Origin of the sequence: Jeongeupia chitinilytica, assembly GCF_014652315.1 — a bacterium.
Classification (GTDB): domain Bacteria; phylum Pseudomonadota; class Gammaproteobacteria; order Burkholderiales; family Chitinibacteraceae; genus Jeongeupia; species Jeongeupia chitinilytica.
Window position 1 is genome coordinate 1 of record NZ_BMYO01000001.1, and the last position, 19,370, is coordinate 19,370.

21 protein-coding genes and 1 tRNA gene are annotated in these 19,370 nt (G+C 64.3%); 12 read left to right on the plus strand and 10 right to left on the minus strand.

Annotated features, from left to right (window positions below):
* From IE097_RS00005 to IE097_RS00015, 3 genes are all read left to right on the plus strand, one after another.
* A partial coding sequence (locus tag IE097_RS00005; RefSeq protein ID WP_189458104.1) for an STAS domain-containing protein occupies positions 1–624 on the plus strand: 624 nt, incomplete at its 5' end.
* A 145-nt stretch (positions 625–769) separates the two neighbouring features.
* A complete protein-coding gene (locus tag IE097_RS00010) occupies positions 770–952 on the plus strand; it encodes a hypothetical protein (protein WP_189458105.1) in 183 nt (60 codons plus the stop codon).
* An 8-nt stretch (positions 953–960) separates the two neighbouring features.
* Positions 961–1,794, plus strand: coding sequence for a spermine/spermidine synthase domain-containing protein (locus tag IE097_RS00015; RefSeq protein ID WP_189458106.1), 834 nt, complete (start codon positions 961–963; stop codon positions 1,792–1,794).
* Positions 1,795–1,805: 11 nt separating this feature from the next.
* On the opposite strand, the gene IE097_RS00020 is transcribed toward IE097_RS00015, so the two are convergent.
* The 6 genes from IE097_RS00020 to IE097_RS00045 all read right to left on the minus strand — a co-directional run bounded on the left by IE097_RS00020 (position 1,806) and on the right by IE097_RS00045 (position 6,897).
* The gene (locus IE097_RS00020) at positions 1,806–1,991 is read right to left on the minus strand and encodes a ribbon-helix-helix protein (protein ID WP_189458107.1); all 186 of its coding nucleotides are present in this window, start codon (positions 1,989–1,991) and stop codon (positions 1,806–1,808) included.
* A 315-nt stretch (positions 1,992–2,306) separates the two neighbouring features.
* A complete protein-coding gene (locus IE097_RS00025) occupies positions 2,307–3,305 on the minus strand; it encodes a tyrosine-type recombinase/integrase (RefSeq protein ID WP_189458108.1) in 999 nt (332 codons plus the stop codon).
* An 8-nt stretch (positions 3,306–3,313) separates the two neighbouring features.
* Positions 3,314–3,574 (minus strand): DUF4224 domain-containing protein, encoded by a 261-nt coding sequence (locus tag IE097_RS00030; RefSeq protein WP_189458109.1) that lies wholly within the window; start codon positions 3,572–3,574, stop codon positions 3,314–3,316.
* Between the two features lie 67 nt (positions 3,575–3,641).
* A complete protein-coding gene (locus IE097_RS00035; protein WP_189458110.1) occupies positions 3,642–4,802 on the minus strand; it encodes an AAA family ATPase in 1,161 nt (386 codons plus the stop codon).
* The gene (locus tag IE097_RS00040; protein WP_189458111.1) at positions 4,802–6,007 is read right to left on the minus strand and encodes a hypothetical protein; all 1,206 of its coding nucleotides are present in this window, start codon (positions 6,005–6,007) and stop codon (positions 4,802–4,804) included. The genes IE097_RS00035 and IE097_RS00040 overlap by 1 nt, the downstream gene beginning before the upstream one ends.
* Positions 6,004–6,897 (minus strand): hypothetical protein, encoded by an 894-nt coding sequence (locus IE097_RS00045; RefSeq protein WP_189458112.1) that lies wholly within the window; start codon positions 6,895–6,897, stop codon positions 6,004–6,006. The genes IE097_RS00040 and IE097_RS00045 overlap by 4 nt, the downstream gene beginning before the upstream one ends.
* 142 nt (positions 6,898–7,039) lie before the next feature.
* Between IE097_RS00045 and IE097_RS00050 the strand changes: the two genes are divergently transcribed.
* Positions 7,040–7,288, plus strand: a complete 249-nt coding sequence (locus IE097_RS00050; RefSeq protein ID WP_229797330.1) for a helix-turn-helix domain-containing protein — start codon at positions 7,040–7,042, stop codon at positions 7,286–7,288.
* A gap of 7 nt (positions 7,289–7,295) precedes the next feature.
* On the opposite strand, the gene IE097_RS00055 is transcribed toward IE097_RS00050, so the two are convergent.
* On the minus strand, positions 7,296–8,966 hold the full coding sequence (locus tag IE097_RS00055) for a hypothetical protein (protein ID WP_189458114.1): 1,671 nt from the start codon (positions 8,964–8,966) through the stop codon (positions 7,296–7,298).
* Between the two features lie 765 nt (positions 8,967–9,731).
* On the opposite strand from IE097_RS00055, the gene IE097_RS00060 reads away from it, so the two are divergent.
* Entirely contained in the window at positions 9,732–10,859 is a 1,128-nt protein-coding gene (locus tag IE097_RS00060) for a site-specific integrase (RefSeq protein ID WP_189458115.1), read from the plus strand.
* A 152-nt stretch (positions 10,860–11,011) separates the two neighbouring features.
* Here the strand turns inward: IE097_RS00060 and IE097_RS00065 are convergent.
* Both IE097_RS00065 and rsmI read right to left on the minus strand, forming a co-directional pair.
* A tRNA-Leu gene (locus tag IE097_RS00065) sits at positions 11,012–11,095 on the minus strand.
* 44 nt (positions 11,096–11,139) lie between these two features.
* Positions 11,140–11,964 (minus strand): 16S rRNA (cytidine(1402)-2'-O)-methyltransferase, encoded by an 825-nt coding sequence (gene rsmI, locus IE097_RS00070; RefSeq protein WP_189458668.1) that lies wholly within the window; start codon positions 11,962–11,964, stop codon positions 11,140–11,142.
* Positions 11,965–12,000: 36 nt separating this feature from the next.
* On the opposite strand from rsmI, the gene IE097_RS00075 reads away from it, so the two are divergent.
* Genes IE097_RS00075 through IE097_RS00095 form a run of 5 tightly spaced genes read left to right on the plus strand, consistent with a single transcriptional unit; the run spans position 12,001 to position 15,551 of the window.
* Positions 12,001–13,236, plus strand: coding sequence for a penicillin-binding protein activator (locus IE097_RS00075; protein WP_189458116.1), 1,236 nt, complete (start codon positions 12,001–12,003; stop codon positions 13,234–13,236).
* Positions 13,220–13,570: a YraN family protein gene (locus tag IE097_RS00080; protein ID WP_189458117.1), complete on the plus strand. Its 351-nt coding sequence runs from the start codon at positions 13,220–13,222 to the stop codon at positions 13,568–13,570. The genes IE097_RS00075 and IE097_RS00080 overlap by 17 nt, the downstream gene beginning before the upstream one ends.
* A 40-nt stretch (positions 13,571–13,610) precedes the next feature.
* Positions 13,611–14,201 (plus strand): phosphoheptose isomerase, encoded by a 591-nt coding sequence (locus IE097_RS00085; protein WP_189458118.1) that lies wholly within the window; start codon positions 13,611–13,613, stop codon positions 14,199–14,201.
* Positions 14,202–14,807 (plus strand): BON domain-containing protein, encoded by a 606-nt coding sequence (locus IE097_RS00090; protein WP_189458119.1) that lies wholly within the window; start codon positions 14,202–14,204, stop codon positions 14,805–14,807.
* Positions 14,808–14,852: 45 nt separating this feature from the next.
* Positions 14,853–15,551, plus strand: coding sequence for a BON domain-containing protein (locus tag IE097_RS00095; protein ID WP_189458120.1), 699 nt, complete (start codon positions 14,853–14,855; stop codon positions 15,549–15,551).
* Here the strand turns inward: IE097_RS00095 and IE097_RS00100 are convergent.
* Positions 15,543–16,151, minus strand: a complete 609-nt coding sequence (locus IE097_RS00100; RefSeq protein WP_229797331.1) for an arylesterase — start codon at positions 16,149–16,151, stop codon at positions 15,543–15,545. The two genes, IE097_RS00095 and IE097_RS00100, sit on opposite strands and share 9 nt — an antisense overlap.
* 55 nt (positions 16,152–16,206) lie before the next feature.
* Between IE097_RS00100 and IE097_RS00105 the strand changes: the two genes are divergently transcribed.
* Together IE097_RS00105 and IE097_RS00110 are read left to right on the plus strand one after the other, a co-directional pair.
* Positions 16,207–16,896, plus strand: a complete 690-nt coding sequence (locus IE097_RS00105) for an ABC transporter ATP-binding protein (protein WP_229797332.1) — start codon at positions 16,207–16,209, stop codon at positions 16,894–16,896.
* Positions 16,893–19,346, plus strand: a complete 2,454-nt coding sequence (locus IE097_RS00110; protein WP_189458123.1) for an ABC transporter permease — start codon at positions 16,893–16,895, stop codon at positions 19,344–19,346. The genes IE097_RS00105 and IE097_RS00110 overlap by 4 nt, the downstream gene beginning before the upstream one ends.
* Positions 19,347–19,370: the final 24 nt, after the last annotated feature.

Below are 19,370 nucleotides of genomic sequence, written 5' to 3' on the forward strand. Positions count from 1 at the left end.
CGCGCTGATGTCGCCATCCTGCTGGTGACGTTCTGTCTGACGGTGTTCGCCGACCTGGTTGTCGCAGTGAACATCGGCGTGATTCTTGCGACGCTGCATTTCCTACGCAAGATGGCCGCTAGCGTTGAGGTCCGCGCCAGTACCGACCAGGAGCTGCAGTCCGAACTTGCTGCCCAAGGGGTGAGTGCGTTGCCGCCAGGTGTACTTGTCTATGCCGTTGAAGGGCCGTTCTTCTTCGGCGCGGTGGAGAATTTCGAACGGGCGCTGGCCAGCACGCATACCGACCCACGTGTGTTGATCATCCGTTTGCGTTGGGTGCCGTACATCGACATTACCGGGCTGCAGACACTGGAGGAGGTGGTCAGTGACCTGCAAAGACGGGGGGTGCGTGTCGTGATTTCCGGGGCGAATGACCGTGTGCACGCCATGCTCGAAAAGGCCGGCTTGATTGCGCTCATTGGCATGACCAACTACTTCCGTCACTTCAATGCGGCACTGGCTGACTGCGCAGCGCATACAGAGGGGAACGCAGCGCGCAGGAAGTTGAGCCAAGTGGCTGAGGCTTGGCTTGCGACCAGCAAGCAGTATTTCGACGGCGCGCCTAAGGACTCGAACGACCAATGAACGTGTCCGGCGCTATTGAACGGGTGTTTGTCTGATGCCGGTAACGCATCCGCCTGCAATCACACTCGAGATGCTGCGTATTGTCGGTCCGCATTCGGTCCGGTCTTGGCGAATCGGGTTGTCTCAGTTGGCAGAGGCATCCGAGGTGAGCTGCCGACTGGTCTGCGAAAGTAGCGACGACATCGAGATACTGGTCGAGTCGACGCGGGGCCGAATCGAGCGCTTCGGCTCGGACATCCTGCATGGCGCACTGGGCTACCTCCCGCAGTACATCGAAGTCAGGTGCCCGTTTTCAATTTCGTACTACCGTCGCAGCCGCGACGAATAGGTTTCCCCGTGTCCGATATTCCGATGAACTTTGATGCGCTGTTGGCAGCCGGCAACGACAAGCAGGCATTCGTCATGCGCGGCGGTGCTTTCCAGAGCCTGCATTTCGACCTGACGGCCGTTCAGAGCAAGATGGCGATAGATGATCCGTACCGTCTGGTACTCGGCTATACGAAGACGATGTTGGCGTTCCGCTTTTTTGTTGCCAGCCCCAAGCGCATTGCCATGATCGGCCTTGGTGGTGGTTCGCTGGCCAAGTACTGTCATCGTGCATTCCCGCTGGCAACCATCGAAGTCTGCGAGATCGACCCGACGGTCATCGCATTGCGCGACGACTTCCTGGTTCCGCAGGAGAGCCCTCGATTTACCGTGCGCTGCAGCAATGGTGCGTACTACATGCGTAACTGCGCCAAGCAGGTAGAGCTGTTGCTGGTCGACGGCTTTGACCTCAAGGGGCTACCGGCAGCTTTGTGTTCTCAGTCGTTTTATGACGACTGTGCAGCGGCTCTGGCTCCGGAAGGTATCGCGGTGTTCAACCTGCTGGCGCTGGACGCCGGCAATCCGACGCATGTGTACCGGATGAGCCGGGCCTTCGGGAACAACGTGATCGTTATTAAGGCTGAGGACGGTTTGAACTACATTGCGTTTGCCAGTCGTAACGCGGCACTGCTCGGAACGGCTGACACCCGGTTGTTGCAGCATGCAGAAGCGCTTGAGCAGGAGTCCGGGTACGGATTTCTGTCCTATGCACGACGCCTGATCGCCAGTCGCCGTAGCTACGTCAATGCCGAGGAGATTTTTGCGGCTAACGAGATCAATGCGAGAGTCGTAAAACGACGCTGAGTCCAGTGGACTTACTTGACCTTGGGATTGCCGCGGGAGATGGAGTCGTAGCTGACGTTGTGCTTGGACAAGTAGTCCCGAATCAACTGACGGACGACTTGAGAAGGGGTGAGATCCTGAGTCTCACACAACTCTTCAAATGCCTTTTTTTTGGCGGGGTCGATCAGAACCGTCAAGCGGGCGGTCTTGGCTTCCATGGCAGCGCGACACAATCCAATGATGATCATTGGATGATAATTCAGTTCACATCCATCCAGGAAATGGAAATTGTCGTGTCCGCTTAAGCAGGTGCCGCTGCTACTTCAAGAGCATGCCCATCCAGCGCATACGACGATTGTTTCACGTTGCTGTGAGGCTGTGCTCGGTTCTTGCTGTACGGGCTGCCTTGGGTGACGAAGTGAATCGCCACCACTCATCTGGACACCCAAGAGCCTCTTATCTTTGGAGTGTGGGGGCTTCATGAGCGGAAAACAGATATACGGAAAAATTCAGGGTCAAGGCCGTCAAACACCTTACCGCAGCGGCCCCACCTTGTTCGCCCGCCGGTAGTGTTTGGTCATCCCCATGGTCGAATGCCCCAGCCGCTCGTTGGCGCGGAACAGGTCGGTTTCGTCGGTGGCCGATTTGGCGCGCAGGTCGCGCAGCTGGAAGTGGACGCCGGCGGCGGTTCTGGCCTGTTCGAACATCCGCCGTAGCTGGGCATAGCCCAGCGGCTCGCCCTTGGCGTTGCGGACCAGATGCAGCGAGGCGACATTGCCCGCCGGGCAGGGGCGGGTGAGCAGGCGCTGGATCACGTCGGCGAGCTGGCCTTCGATCGCGACGCCGATGAGCTTGTTGGTCTTGGCCTGGCGGATCCACAGCCGGCCGTCGCGGATGTCGGTGCGCATCAGCCGGGTGATGTCGGTGACGCGCTGGCCGGTCAGCAGATACAGATCCATCGCGTCCTGCAGCGGCGGTTCGGCCTGGTCGTACACGGCACGGAACTCATCGTCGTGCACGTAGCGATCGCGTCCCCGTTCGGAGAAGCCCTTGATGCCGGCGCAGGGGTTCGGCGCTTCGGTCGCGCCCCAGGCGCGTGCGCAGTTGAACAGGTGCGAGAGCAGGGCTTTCTCGCGGTTCGCCCGTACCTTGGCCTTGGCGCCGCGTTTGTCCATGTACTGGCGGACGTGGATCGGCTTGATCGCGTCGATGGGCATCGCGCCGAACACGGCGATCAGCCTGGCGAACTCGCGTTCGTTGTCCTTGCGGGTGGCCGGGCTTTTGCCCGGGTAGACGTCGCGCCGATAGCGCTCGACCAGCGTCGTGAACAGGTTGACCGGCCTGGCCTCGATGACGGTATTGTCGAGGTCGGCGTACCGCTTCAGCGCCGCTTTCTTGTCTTGGCCAAGATTGATCCAGCGCTTGCCGCCATCCGGGCGATCGGCGACGTAGTAGTACGTCGTCGCATGCACGCCGGCTCGGGCAAACATGCGGGCCGGCAGGCTGCGGTTGACGGACTTCGGCCGGGCCACGGATCACCTCAATCCAGCGCATCGAAGTTCGGCAGGTGCAGCGCGTCGGCCGCGCCGACGGCCTCACCCAAGGCCTGGCGCACCCTGACCCGGCTGACCTGCGGCCAGCCGTTCAGCGCCGGCAGGAAGGGAATGCCGTGCTTGCGCAACCAGCGCCGTACGCGCGCGGCGGTCGCCGTACCGTCGTCAACGCCGGCCAGCTCGATCAACTCCTCACGGGAGAGCCAGGGCGAGGGCGGGACGTAGGTGTAGCTCGGCGCGGGTGTCATGGGCTGCTCCTGTGCAAGTTGCCGCCATTAACCGACGGGACCGTCCACAACGCAATTCAGGACCGTGCTACACAAACCCGATCCGGCCGGTGTGCGGTGCGGCAATGTCGACCGGCATCGGCAACAGCGTCCCTTTCAACCGCCCGAATTCTTCGGCACTTGCGATGCTGTCGACTGCGGCGGCCAGCGCCGCTTCGAGGCGCAAACGCAGCGCGCGGATGCTGCTGCAATTTCGCAACAAGGGCGCGAGCAATGCGTCCGGCAAGGTCGCGGCGAAGACGCCGTCGAGCTGCTGCTGTTTCAGCACACTGCGATAGACGTGCTGCACCAGCGCCGGCCACTCGGCCGCCGTCGGCGGCGCGATTTGCGTCGCCCGGCAGCGCGAGCGCAACGGCGCATCGATCGGCGCCGCGTCGTTCGCCGTCAGCAACAGGCTGCAGTGGCTGAAGTCGACCGGCACCGCCAGATACTTGTCTTCGAAGCGCCTGGCATTCTCGGGCTCGGCGAGCATCAGCAACACATCGGCGACGCGGCCGTGCTGGTTGCCGCCGGTCTTGTCGACTTCCTCGAACAGCAGCAGCGGATTGGCGATCGGCGAACCCGCAAGGAAGCGCACCAGCTCGCCCGGGCCGGAACCCGACCAGTGACGCGAACTGCCGAGCAGCAACAGCGTGTCGCCCGAGCCGCCCAGCTGGAACTCCGCCAGCGGCAACGCCAATTTCTCCGCCAGCTGATGGCACAGCCACGACTTGCCGTTACCGGGCGGACCGAGCAACAGGTGCACGCCGAGGTGCAAGGCCTGTTGCTGAAACACCTGCAGCTTCACCCGCTGCGCCAGCGGCGCGAGCAGGCCGGTGAGACTCGGCGTGTCGTGCGCCAGCGCCTCGAGGATATCCAGATCCGCCGCCGTGGCGATGCGCAATGGTTTGGCCTCGCCCAGCCTGGCCAGCGCCTCATGGGCCAGACCGCGACCCGGATCGACGTGCAATCGCGCAGCCAGCTTCGCCGGGTCCGCCAGCCGAACACCCTCGCCGTCGGCGACCACCACGGCAGGACGCAGTTGGGTCGCCGTCCCTGCGAATCCATGCCGTGGCGTGCCATCAAGCGCCAGAATCTGGCGCTGGTAACGCGCCAGCAACGCCGGTGACAGCGCCGGCGGCCGCACCACCTTGAACGCCGTCGGCGAACACGGCGATGCGGTTGGCGGTGAAGCAGGGCGGCGGGCCATCACAGCACGCTCGCATGCACGGTCGCCCAGAACCGCAGCGTCGCTTGCAGGCATTCGCGCAAGCGCAGCACCAGCCAGCCACGATCAGCGCCGGGCGGGCACGACAGCATGAACGACTGATGCAGCGAGATCTGCCCTCCGTCACACCTCACCGCTGCCCGACCGAGCCCGGCGCCGAGATTCGCCTGGTTCACCAGACTCCACAACATCGGCAGCTCCGTCTCCGACCATCCCCGATGCGAACCCACCGTCAGATAGATGCACGACTCCAGCGCCGGGTTTGGCGCCGCCGGCGCATGCCAGCGCAACGGCGACACCGCAACTTCCAGCCGCAATTCCTGCTCGCCGGTCTGCAGCCGCATGACTTCGGCGCCGGTGCGCAAGGTCAGCCGCGGCGCCGGCATCAGCCCGGCGGCCGCACTGCCAAGCAAGGCTTGCACCGTATCGGTATGCAGCTCGCCAACGTCGTCATCCAGCGATGTCAGCCGCAGATCCTGCAATAGCGGCAGACACAGCAGCTGCATCGGCGCCGGAAACGCACGCCGTACCAGCCAGTGATCGGCCAGCAGCTGCAATACCACCGGCCACTGCCTGGCCGGCACCCCCAGCAGCGCCTGCGCCAGTGTCGGTGGCAACACCGGTGGTACATCCAGCCCCTCGGCCAGCCCGGCCCAGCGATGCCGGATGCGCAACAAGGCATCGACCGCCGGCTGCATCACCAGCCACTGCGCCGGCGGAATGAACCAAACGGGATCGGCGGCGTGCCACCACAGCCACACGCCACCGTTGGCCAGCGCCTGCCAGTCCGACGCATCAGGCGCCCGAGCCGGATCGAGCCACAGATACAGCGAGGCCATCATCGCGGCACTCGCATCGCTTGCCGCATGCCAGCGCAGCGGGTCATCGACCAGCGCATAGCCGGCCTCGGCCGCCAGACTCCCGACGCGTTGATGCAGCCATGCCAGATCGTCGCCGCCGTCGACGCGAACCAGCAGCGGCGGCAACACCGCGCCGGCGGCCAGCAGCCGCAATCGCGCATCGAGCAGCGAGCGCAAGCCGGGCCAGTCGGGATCGGGGAGGGGCGCGACTGGTACGTCGTCCGGCGCCGGCAGCGACGACCAGACCGGATCGCCGTTGCACAGCAACAGCACTTCATCCGGCTCGTTCAGCCCATCCAGTCCGTCCAATCCGCCGCACTCGTTCATGATCCGGTCCTCGCCACAGCAGGAACCACCGCCGGCGGAATCACCACCGGCTGCAGCGGCAAGCGCCGCGCACTGTGACGAATCTCGAGCGGACAGCCACCATGCTCGAGCCGCACGTCGTCCCGCAACCGCAACAATCCCACCAGCTCGGCACGGATCAACTCAGCCTGATCATGGCGCAGCACGACGCGCCAGCCGTTGCGCCGCTCGTCCCAGTGGAAACGGTGCCGCCACAGCCACGTCTGCAACGCCGCATCGGGCCGGCCGAACACACACAGCTCGATATACAGCGGCAGGCATTGCCACAGCAGCCCCCACAGCGCCGTGGTCGTGTAGCCGGGAAACGGCGCCGCCAGAATCGTCGCCAGCATCTCGGCATCGTGCGCCGCGTGATGCGGCAGGAAGTGCAAGCGGTACTGCGTCGCCAGCGCCAGCAACGAGTGGTCATGAATCCGGAACGCATCCCAAGGCACTTCGCGCAGCGAACACGCCCAGCGTACGTGCTGCAGGCACGGCAGCGCCGCTTCCAGCCGTGGCCGGTCGAACGCTGCATTGTGACTGACGATCAGAATCGCCCCGGTCAGCAGCCTGGCCACCACCGCGGCATCGATCGGCCCGGTCTGCCAGTCGGACAACGGCAGCACCGGCGTCACATCATCGCGATGCAGACACACCCGCGCCGACACGCCCCGCACTTCGCCGCTCGGCCAGTCGAAACACACCACCACCAAGGCCAGCTCGCGCAGACGTGACTCAAACGCGCCACAGCAATCGAACTCGGCATCGAGCACGACCACCTGCTGCAGCGTCCCGGTCGCCGCCACCGCAATTCGCGGCAGCGGGCATTGCGGTCGACGCGACACGCTAGCTGGGTTTGGTTCGTTGAGCATGACGCACCTCCTGAACTCCCGTAACCTGTTGGAATCAATCCGGGCTGTTGACGGGCTTTATGATCTACTGAAGATCAGATTTGGATGAGCCAAGTGATTCTTGCAAGCTCTTTTTGATCTTCAGGAGATCGAACGGATCAGAATGAACGCAATGGTCAGATGTAACCTGTCGCGCTTGCTGGGCGAGCGCCGCATCAAAATCAGCCAACTGGCGCGTGATACCGAGATCAACCGGGGCACGTTGACGCGGCTTTATCACGAAACCGCCGAGCGCGTGGACCTCGTCGTCATCGAGCAGCTGTGCCGCTACCTCGGCGTCTCGGTCGGCGAGCTGTTCGAACTCGTCGACGATACGACGACCACGGCACAGGAACCGCGCGACCGGCGTTGAGTCCGCGTCACTCGACCGGGCTGCCCTCATCGTCCTCGGGCGGAGGCGAGATGCCGAGAAGCTGTTCGATGGACATCAGTTTGCCCTTGTCGTCATAGATCTGCTTGTCGCGAATCCAGTCATTGCAGGCGGCTTCCTCGTCCAGATACCGCAGCGCGGCCACAAGGCGTTCGAACCGGACGACGTCGCCGTCGTCTTGCCAGCAATAGGGATCGAGCCACGCCCGATCGTCGCCGAACGGTGCCAGGATCTGCGAGTAAAACTTTATTGGTAACCCCGGACAACTTTGCGCCGTGTCCGGCTCGGTATGATGTTTCTGCACGAGCTGTTCGGCATCGGCCTGCAGGTCGGCTTTGATCGCTGCGAGGGTTTCAGGTGGCGTTGGCGCAGACGTCACCCACCGCCAGTCCCGGTTTTCGACCTGATCCAGCAATTCGATCAGTGCCTCGCCTCCCTGTGACCAGTAATGGAGAAATTTGGCCCATTCTTTGCGCGTGACTGCCATGACCAGTTCGACGGCAGCCGGATCGACCGGGGTTCCCGCCTTGAAGCGTTCATCCACGAGGGCCTGGAGTTTGGCTGCGGCGCGGCGCGCGCGTGTTGCGAACGTCCAGGAGCCGTTGCCAGCGCTGGAGCGCCAGTGTTTGATGCCTTCGTGTTGGCGCCAGGCGGCGCGATCTACGGTGTCGTGCAGGAGTTTGTCGGCGAGATAGGAAAGCCAGCCTGTTTTGCCGTTTTCGCCATAGGCTTCAACAAAAAAGCCGAGTCGCCTGAGAATGGCCAGTGCCTTGGTCACATGATCAGGGTCGACATAGAAGAATCCGTGATCGTGTGCATGCCGGGCACACCGGCCATCTGGATGATTGGCCAGATGCGGTTCCCTGATGCATTGGCTTCGGGCTTCGATATTATGTCGGCGAAATTGACGCTTGGCACTCGCGTGTGCGGTATCCAGCTGGGCAATGCTTTCTGCTGGGTTCTTTGAGTTCGGTGCCGTCAGCGTAAAAATCAGCGCACAACGGTTGAGCGAAGTGGTTTGGTATTCGAACTCGGAATAAAGCCGCGCCGTATTGACTCTGCGTTGATGCGGAATTCTTTTGCGCTCAAGCTCGCCAATCGATAACTCAATATGGGTTGTTGTTTTAACGCCATTCAGGTCATGGCTGGTGTGCTCCCGGCTGATTCGGGTGTGGTTGGCAAGGTTCAAGCTGCTACGGCGGCGGCGTACATAATGGCGAATGGCCCTTGGCGAAGCGGCCGTCGGACGATACGGATTGAATGAGCGATTTTCATATTGCCTGTTGAACCGGCGCCACATGACCTCGTTCAGCCATTTGGGCGTGAGTGTGTCAGGCCATTTGATTTCACCGACTTCATCCGGAAACCCGCCGATGATATCCTCGTACTTGTATTGGCTGAGGCCGGCGCGAACGCAATCCAATGCACCGATGACAATGATGCGGCTGATGATGCTTTGGGGTGGTCGCTGCGCACTGGATGGGCAGAGCGGAATGCAAAAGCCTTGTTTCGTATTGCTGGGCGAGTTGGCGCCTGAGGGAGATTGATGCGGACGGATGACCAAGGCCGAATCGGAGATAGAGGCGATGTCGCTAGAGGACGGTGAATGTGCATGACCGTATTTTTCGGCCAAATAGTCGTGTGCGGATTTCGAACTCATGGCAGCAGCTCCTCAATACGAAGTGGCGTTGGACTTCCGTTGTCGCGGCGATCGCGCGGGGTGCCGCGATGCAGGTCATCGGTGTTGCGCCGCGTTTTTAGCACCGGGGCACCTGGCGAGCAATTCGGGAGCGTCGTCTCTCCGGCGCCGTTACAACATGAGGACCGCACGCTCATCGAGTCTGCCTAGGGCGTGGGTACGTTGATTCAGACCTAGACGTTACCCGGTACCTGCGCGCCGGTCCGACGCATATTCCACATGCACTTTTACGCTTATTCCACGCCCGCAGGGCAGTGGAATAAGTGGGCCCAAGGTGGCGAGGCAGACGCCGAGCCACGCACGGAGTGCGACTGGGCCTCGAGTACACCCGAGTCCAGGAGGGGGTTACGGTTGGAGGTTCCGAGGTCGGCAAGTGTCGACGCAGTCGGGCGCCATACTCAGGAGCCCGGTCGGCTCAGGCATCACGATCGGCACACGCCAGTCTTGTTGGGGCCGCTTGCAGTATGTCTGATCGCATTGATCTGTCGAGATTGCCCCTGGACGGTGTATCGCAAACATCCCGGTTCAAGCTGAAAAGCCTGCCGGGCGCGGCGCGCCATGGTATTGCGTTCAAGTGCTATTGACAGTTGTCGGCATCCAAACCGGCGGGTAACGTCAGGATCGATCCGGCTGAATCTGTTGCGTCGCTTCTTCAGATTGAGGTCGTGGCCGGATTGATGATCCGTGTTGCTATTTCATGGCGTTCTTTCAGGGGGAAGTGAAATCATGATGGTCAATGACGAAACAACGAACCAAGCCGAAGCGCTCAGCGTCGAGGAGCTGAAACGGATGCGCACCGATCGGGATGCCTTGCGGAAAATCGTAAACGCAGAAAAGTATGACTGGTCGAAATCAACACTGAATCAATACAGTGCCATTTGGGAGCGAGTGAGGAAGAGCAACCTCAATCCCTTGGTATTTTTGAATGCATGTGCCTCCAAGCCGAGCTACGATCAAACGCGTGCAGCAATTCGTTTTCGGTGCTTGGAAAAATCCAAGCAGTATTTGGTTGATTGGGGGCGCCTTGATCAAGGTTCCGACGCCGAAAATTATCCGGCTTTGGTTGAGCTGAACAAAAAAATACTGGAAGTGTATAATTTCCTTAGCGTTATTCTGCCAAAGCGCGCCTGCGATGAAATTGCCCGCTCGGGGAAGAGCGAATTTCAATGCAAAGTAGATAAAGGCGTCATTAAACCAGGTAAGACAAAAAAGAAGGGCAAACGCCGCTCGATTATAGGTTTGTCCAATGACTGGCAAGTGGCCGTGCTCAAGAAAATACCAGAGCAACATCGCGAAGCCTTTGTGATCCAGACATTGACGGGGTGTCGCCCCCGTGAATTGAAACTGGGCGTTGAGATCGGTTTTGATCCGAATACCCAGGAGTACAGGATCTTGATCCAGGGGGCAAAGGTGACAGCAAAGAACGGTCAGCCGACACGAACGATCCGTGTCGTGTTGGACGAAGCGCATGAGGTTTATCGCGATGTGCTCGATCAGTTGGTCCAGCAGCAGGCGCAACAACAGAAGCAGTACGTCATGATGCAAACAACGAAAGCGTACGGAATGGCCGTGACCCGGGCAGCGGCAAAGCTGGAGATGAAAAAGTTGTCGCCGTATTCACTCCGGCATCAGGTGGCGTCGGATCTGAAGGCAAGCGACCGGTTCACCGAAGAGCAGGTTGCGGAGGTGATGGGGCACTGTTCGACCAAAACGCAAGGTTGTTACGGCCGCAAGTCGACAGGTGGGCACTGTGCCGTTGTGGGGGCCGATGCAGCACGACAGGTTCGGACGGCATCACGCACGACAGCGACTCGGTCAAGGACGGGATCGAGCACCGACAATGAGCCGGAGTAAGCGCAGATTGCGGCTCCCGCGCGCGTACGACGGGGCGTTGAGATTGTCGGGAAGGGCGCTGGAGACGGGGAGTTATTGCAAGTTGCAATAACTCCAGCTTCTTGAAAGCAGAGTTGTCAGCGCAGAACAGGCTGCAACCCGCATAAAACCTATGGTGCCCAGGGTCGGACTCGAACCGACACGCATTGCTGCGGGGGATTTTGAGTCCCCTGCGTCTACCATTTCGCCACCTGGGCGGGCAAGGGCGGGATTATCGCCGAAGTGGCGATGCCCGGCAAGCCTATTCCGCGGTGTTCTTCAGCGTCAGCGCACGTTCGTACAACAGGTTGCGCGGTGCGCCGGTGATCGACTGCGCGAGTGCAACGGCCTGTTTCAACGGCAGTTCGGCAACGAGAGGGGAGAGCACCGCATCGTGCGCGGCTTCGTCGGTGTTCTCGACCGGTTCGGCGGCGTCGACGACGAGGACGAATTCGCCGCGCTGCTGATTGCTATCCGCCTGAACCCACTGCAGCAGTTCGCCGAGCGTGCTGCGACGGATGGTTTCGAAGGTTTTGGTCAACTCGCGCGCCATCACCACCTGGCGTGCATCGCCGAATACTGCCGCGAGGTCGGTCAGGCAGTCGACGATGCGGTGCGGTGCTTCGTAGTACACGGTCAGGTAGGGCAGCACGACCAATGGCGCGAGGGCGTCGCGGCGCTGCTTCGATTTGGGCGGCAGGAAGCCGTAGAACAGCGTGTGCGGGCAACTGAAACCCGCGGCCGACACCGCGGCGGTCAGTGCGCTGGCACCCGGCACCGGCACCACCGGGTAACCGGCGGCATGCACCGCGGCGGCGAGCACCGCTCCGGGGTCGGAGATGCCCGGTGTACCCGCGTCGGAAATCTGGGCGACCGATTCGCCGGCGGCCAGCCGCGCGATGATGCGCTCGGCCATGGCACGTTCGTTGTGCTCGCGCAGGCTGAGCAGCGAATTCTGGATGCCGAAATGTCGCAGCAATTGGCCCGAGACACGGGTATCTTCGGCGGCGACGACGTCGACACCGGCGAGGACATCCAGCGCACGCTGGCTGATGTCCCGCAGGTTCCCGATGGGCGTGGCCACCACATATAATGTAGCCCGGGCTACCTGGTAAGGATCGTGATGCACATTCAGGCTCCATGGCGCGTGTTGCGCCGGATAGGATACGGCGGCGGCCGTGGATTGCGGGCGCTACTATACGGCGCGCTGCTGGCCGGTGTCAGTACCGGCTGCGCCACCAAACCCGCGCCGGTCGCGTCGCAGCCTACCCCGGCGCCCAGCGTCGTGGCGCGTCCGGCGCCGGTCAAGCCATCGCCGGTAGAAATCACGCCGCTGCCGCACGAACCCGTCGTCACCGCGCCGGTGCAGCACGATGCCTACATTGCGCTGCTGTTGCCGACGTCGAGCAAGGCGCTCAAGCCGGCGGTGCAGCAGATCATGGACGGCGTGATGGGCGCCGAGCGCGTCTACGGTCAGGGCAAGGAACCGCCGGTGCGCGTGTTCGATACCAGCGACCAGGACGACGACGTGCTGGCGCAGTACAACAAGGCCATCGACGGCGGCGCCGCTGCAGTGATCGGCCCGCTGACGCGCAGTGCGGTCAATTTCCTCGCCGACAACGGCCGTTTCCCGGTCCCGGTCGTGGCGCTCAACGGCTTCGATGCGCAGACATTGCGTCGCGCCAACCTTTACAGCTTCAGTCTGTCGGTCGAGCAGGAGGCCAGCGAAGTCGCGCGGCTGATGCGCGAGGACGGCGTGCGCAATCCGGTGATCGTCCAGGCGCCCGGCGTGCTGACCCGGCGCATGGCGCAGGGATTTTCCGCCGTCTGGTCGGCCGGTGGCGCAACCCCGCCACCGGTGATCGACATCGGCAATACGCCGGCACTGGGCGGGCTCAAGGCCCAGCTCAAGGGCTACGACGCGGTCTTCCTTGCCAGCGGCTTCAAGCAGGGCCGCAAGCTGCGGCCCTTCATCGGCGCCGATGTACCGGTTTACGCAACCTCGCAGATCAGTCCGGGACCGCTGCCGGCAACGGCGCTGACCGATCTGGCCGGCGTGCGTTACCTCGACATGCCCTGGCTCGCCAATGCCGACGATCCGTATTACGCGCTGTTTGCCCGGGCACGCACGCAGTCCAACGATCTGGAGCGGCTGTTCGCGCTTGGCGTCGATGCCTGGCGGGTGGCTGCGGCGCTGGTCGTGGCACCGGGCCAACCGGTGGCGTTCGACGGCGTCAGCGGCCAGCTGTCGCAGGGCAAGGACGGCGTGATCGAACGACGACTGCTGCCGCAACGGATCGGCGACAGTGCGCCGGCGAGCAGCGACATCGTGCCGGACGACGGTGTTCCCATCCTCTAAACGAGAGGCCGGTGCCGCGGCCGAACAACGTGCCGCGGATTACCTGTGCACGCAGGGTCTCTCGCTCGTCGCGCGCAACTGGTCGTGTCGGCGCGGCGAGATCGACCTGATCTGCCGCGACGGGAACACGCTGGTGTTCGTCGAGGTCAGACAGCGTGCTTCCGGCCGTTTCGGTGGCGCCGCAGCCAGCATCACCCCGGCCAAGCAGGCCAGACTCGTTGCTGCGGCGCAGACCTATCTTCTTGGCGTTTCGCCCGTGCCGCCGTGTCGCTTCGACGCGGTATGCATCGACGGCGACGCCATTTCCTGGCTCAAGCACTGTATCGAGGCCTGACCCCCGGCGGGGCGGCTCATTGAATTGGAAAGGCAAGCACATGGATTTACTGCAGCGGGTGCGCCAGCACTTCGAAGAAAGCGTCACCACGCAACAGATGGCGATGGACGTCCTCGGTCCCAGCGTCGGTCTTGCGGCCGAAAAGGTCGTACAGACGCTGATCTCCGACGGCAAGGTCCTCGCCTGCGGCAACGGCGGCTCGGCCGCGGTGGCGCAGCATTTCGCCTCGGCGATGGTCGGGCGTTTCGAGCGCGAGCGCCCGGGTCTGTCGGCGGTGGCGCTGACGACCGATTCGTCGGTGCTGTCGGCCATCGCCAACGACTACGACTACGATCTGGTGTTCTCGAAGCAGGTGCACGCGGTCGGCCGTGCCGGCGACGTGCTGCTGGCGATTTCGGCCTCGGGCAATTCGGCCAACGTCGTCGCCGCGATCAATGCCGCGCACGAACGGCAGATGAGTGTGATTGCGCTCACTGGCAACGATGGCGGCCAGATCGGAGACTTGCTGGTCGGTGACGACCTGCACCTTTGCGTGCCGGCCGAGCGCACCGCACGGATTCTGGAAGCACACATCACCCTCGTGCACGCGTTGTGTGACACGATCGATTACATGTTGTTGGGAGGCGAGTAAATGAAGAAGTCCCGTATCGTAGCGGCCGCGCTGGTGGCGTCGCTGTCCCTGTCGGCCTGCGTGCCGATCGTCGTGGCCGGCGCCGTCGCGGTCGGTGCGATGGTCGGTTCCGACCCGCGCCGCGCCGAAACGATCAAGACCGACTTCGACCTCGGCGCACGGATCAGCGCCAGGATCCTCGACGCCTACAAGGACCGGGCGCACGTCAACGTCAACACCTACAACGGCATCGTGCTGCTGTCGGGCGAAGTGCCCGATGCGGCCGCGCAGCAGAAGCTGACCGAGCTGGCGCGCACCGAGCCGGGGCTGCGCAAGCTCTACAATGAAACCGTGGTGGCGCCGGTGTCCGGCAGTACCGATCGGCTCAACGACACCCAGCTGACCGCCAGGGTGAAGACGGCGATCATGACCAGCGCCGGTGACAGCGGCGCGCTGCACCTGATGGTCGTGACCGAGCGCAAGGTCGTCTACCTGATGGGTATTTCGCGGCCGGACATCGCCGATGCGGCGGCGCGCGCCGCCAGCATGGTCGACGGCGTCGCACAGGTGGTGAAGCTGGTCGAAGCGAATCCGGTCGGTCCGGCCGACGAGGCGCTGCGCAAGTAAACCTGCCGGGGGCGCAGCGCACTGCCGTTCGCAGGAGGAACGGTCGTGAAGCGCTGTGCCCTGATTCTGCTGCTGGTCCTCGTCGCCGGTTGCGTGCCGCTGATGCTGGCCGTCAACCTGATCGAGATCGGCGTCGTCGTCGGCACCGATCCGCGTCCGGTTGCGGTGATCAAGGACGATTTCGAACTGGCCGGCCGGCTCGGCAAGGCCATCGACGCCGAGTTCGCCGGGACGGCCCATGTCAGCGTCAACGTGTTCGACGGTGCGGTGCTGCTGAGCGGCGAGGTCCCCGACGCCGATGCGCGCGGGCGGCTGGCTGCGCTGAGCAGGGCCGATCCCGGCGTGCGCCGGCTGTACGACGAAACGGTGGTCGCGTCCCCGTCGTCGCCCGCCGAACGCGCGACCGATACCCGCCTGACCGCGCAGGTGAAGGCGAACGTCATTGCCTATGCTAGCGACAGCCTCGATTCGATGCACCTGATGGTCGTCACCGAACGGCGCGTCGTCTACCTGCTCGGCAAAACCCGACCGGCCTACGCCGCACACGCTGCCGTCGCGGCCAGGCTGGTCGGCGGCGTCGAGCGCGTCGTGGTGCTGATCGATACCGGTGCGGCCGATGCCCTGCTTGCACCGACGGACGCACCGGGCGACGCTGAGCCGCCCGACGATGGCGTGCCGACACCGACACCGACACCGACACCGACACCGACACCGACACCGACACCGACACCCGGTTCAGAGTAGCGGTGCGAGGTCCCTGGCGATCATGGCCGCGATCGCCGGCTGCGCATCCGCAACCGGATGCAGCTGGTCGGGCTGGAACCAGTCCGGCCGGTTGATCACCGGGGCCAGCAGAAAGGGCGTCAATCCGGCGCGGTACTGCTTCGCCAGGGCCGGATACATTGCGGCGAAGTCGCGTGTGTAGTCCGGGCCATAGTTTGGCGGCATCTGCATGCCGACCAGATGGACCCTGGCACCGGTTTTCTGCGCTGCGGCGATCATGGCGCCGAGGTTGCTCCTGGCCTTGGCGACCGGCAGTCCGCGCAGGCCGTCATTGGCCCCCAGCTCGATGATGACCAGCCTGGGTTTGTGGATTTTCAGCGCTTGCGGGAACCGCGTGAGCCCGCCGTCGGTCGTTTCTCCTGATACGCTGGCATTGACGACGGTGTACGGCTTGCCTTTTTCCGACAGCAGCGACTCGAGCCGCACCGGCCAAGCCTGATTGGCGGCGATGCCGTAACCGGCCGACAGGCTGTCGCCGAACACCAGCAGTACCGGTTTCGCCGCCTGTGCGCCGCCGGCCAGCAGCGCGATGCCGCAGAACACCGTAAGCTGAAGCAGCATCCGTCCCCACACCTTTCCCATCCGGTCCCTCATGTCCATTGCCAGTTCTGCTCCCGTGTCCGATTCCGTTCTTGAATGCCGTGCGCTCGGCAAGCGCGTACTTGTGGCCGACGGCCCGCTCGACCTGCTTGCCGATATCTCGTTCTCGCTGCCCGAAGGCGAAAGCCTGGCCATCGTCGGCGCGTCCGGGTCGGGCAAGTCGACGCTGCTGGCGCTGCTCGCCGGGCTTGACCTGGCCAGCAGCGGCAGCGTTGCACTGGCGGGGACCGATCTGGCCTCGCTGGACGAAGATGGTCGTGCACGGCTGCGCGGCCGGCTGGCCGGCTTCGTGTTCCAGTCCTTCCAGCTGCTGCCCGAACTGACCGCGATCGAGAACGTCATGCTGCCGCTGGAGCTGGCATCCCGCAAGGGGGCGCGCGACATCGCCGCAGGCTGGCTCGAGCGCGTCGGCCTCGGCAAGCGGCTCGAGCACACGCCGCGCACGCTGTCGGGCGGCGAGCAGCAACGCGTCGCGCTGGCGCGGGCATTCTGCACCGAGCCGCGCATCCTTTATGCCGACGAACCGACCGGCAGCCTCGATACCCACACCGGCGAGAAAATCGCCGACCTGCTGTTCGAGCTGAACCGTGAAACCGGTGCAACCCTGGTGCTGGTGACGCACGACGAGGCGCTGGCCGCACGCTGCAGCACCAGTCTGAGGATTGCCGCAGGGCGCGTGATCGAGCAACGCGGGTTTGCCGCATGAAGCTCGCGCTGCGCCAATTCCGCCGGGGCCTTGCTGCCGGCGACTACCGGACGCTGATCGCCGCGCTGGTCGTGACGATTGCCGCGCTGACGGCGGTCGGACTGTTTGCCGGCCGCATGGCCAAACTGCTCAACACCGAGGCGAACAACCTGCTGGCCGCCGACGCGGTACTGACCGCCGACCACCCGATCCCGGCGCATTTTGCCGGCGCAGCCCGCGCTGCCGGGCTGGTCGTCGCGCAGACGCAGGCGTTCCCGAGCATGGCAGCCAAGGGCGACGCGGCGGTGCTGGCCAGCGTCAAGGTCATCGACGGCGCGTATCCGCTGCGCGGCAAGCTGTGGCTGACCGGGCACGCCGAGTCCGCTACCGGCGCGCCGCCGGCAGGGTCGGTCTGGCTGGATCCGCGGCTGGCGAACCGCTTGAACCTGAAGGTCGGTGATGCCCTGCGGTTGGGGAACACGCAATTCAACGTTGCAGCGCTGATCGAACGCGAGCCCGACGCCGCGCTCGACTTTGCCAGCCTGCAGCCACGGCTGATGATGAATGCCGCCGACCTTGCCCGGACCGGGCTGGTCGGCTTTGGCAGCCGGATCAAGTACCGTCTGCTCGTTGCCGGCCCGCCGCAGGCGGTCGCCGCGTGGCAGCAGCAGGCGCGTAGCGCGCTGGCGCGCGGCGAGCGGCTCGAGGACGTGCGCGAGGCACGGCCCGAGGTCAAGACCGCGCTCGAACGCGCGGAAACCTTCCTGCGGCTGGTCACGCTGCTCGCGGCGACGCTGTCGGGGACTGCCGTACTGCTGGCGGCCCGCCGCTTCGCTGCCCGCCGTGCCGATGCCGTTGCGCTGTACGTGACGCTGGGGGCCACACGGGCGCAGATTCGCGGCATCCTGCTCGGCGAATTGCTGTTGCTGTTCGTGTTCGGCGCGCTCGCCGGAGGTGCTTTGGGCTGGGGCGCGCAGGAGGTGCTGGGCTGGGCGGTACGCGACCGTCTGCCGGCACCGCTGCCGGCCGGCTCGGTCTGGCCGTGGATTGCCGCCTGCGGTTTCGGCGGCGTGCTGCTGATCGGTGTCGCCGGACCTGCGCTGCTGCGGCTGGCGGCGACGCCGCCGATCCGCGTGCTGCGGCGTGAAACGACCGCGCCGCCACGGCTGTGGCTGACGCTGGCGCTGACCGGTATCGCCACGGCAGCGCTCTTCGTCGGCGTGGCGGGCAACGCCAAGCTCGCCGCCATCGTCGCCGCCGGCATCGCCGGTGCGCTGCTGGCGGCCGGCCTGCTGGGCTGGGCCTTGCTGCTGCTGTTCGGCCGTTTCGCCAAGGGCTTCGCTGCGCGGATTGCCGTGCGGCAACTGGCCCGCCGACGCTGGCTGGCAGCGGCGCAACTCGGCGCGCTGGCGGTCGGCCTGCTGGGGCTGTGGCTGCTGACGGTGGTCGAACGCGATCTCCTGAGTGCCTGGGAGAAACGCGTCCCGGTCGATGCGCCGAACCAGTTCGCAATCAACATCCAGCCCGATCAGGCGGCGTCGTTCGACAAGGCGTTTGCCGATGCCGGCTTCGCACCGCCGGCACTGCAGCCGATGATTCGCGGTCGCTGGGTGGCGCAGAACGGCAAGCCGGTCGATCCGAAACGTTTCGAGGAAGACCGCGCGCAGCGGCTGGCCGAGCGCGAGTTCAACCTGTCCTGGGGCGAGACGCTGCGGGCGGACAACCGGCTCGACGCCGGTACACCGCTCGACGAATCGAAACCGGGCTACTCGGTCGAAGCCGGGCTGGCGAAGACGCTGGGCATCAGGCTCGGAGATACGCTGACTTTCGACGTCGCGGGCACCTGGGTGAGCGCGCCGGTCGTCAACCTGCGTACGGTCGACTGGGATTCGTTCCGGGTCAACTTCTTCGTCGTCGGCACGCGGTCGCTGTTCGCCGAGCTGCCGGCCAGCCTGATCACCAGCTTCCACCTGCCGGTGGAGCGTCGCGATGTCGTCGCGCGCTGGTCGGCACAGTTCCCCAACGTCACCTTCATTGATGTCGGCGAGGTGCTCGGCGAAGTCCGTCGCGTGCTCGAGCTGGCATCGAGCGCCCTGCGGCTGGTGTTCGGCTTCTGCCTCGCGGCCGGGCTGACCGTGCTGCTGGCCGCGCTGGAAACGACCGCGCCCGAACGCCGGCGCGAGGCGGCGGTGATGCGCGCGCTCGGCGCCAGCAGGGCGCAGATCACCAGGGTGCAATGGATCGAAGGCGCGGCCATCGGCGCGACGGCGGGGCTCGTTGCCGGCGTCGCGGCCAGTGTGTCGGGCTGGCTGCTGGCGCGCGAAGTGCTCGAATTGACGGTGCCGTGGAACTGGCAACTGCCGCTGATGAGTCTGGCAACCGGCGTGCTGCTTGCCGCACTGATCACCGCGTGGGAGCGGCGTCAGCTGTCGCGTGCCTCGGCGCTGCGCTTGTTGCGCGATCCGGGCTAGCGCCGGGCGAACGGCACGGGCAGT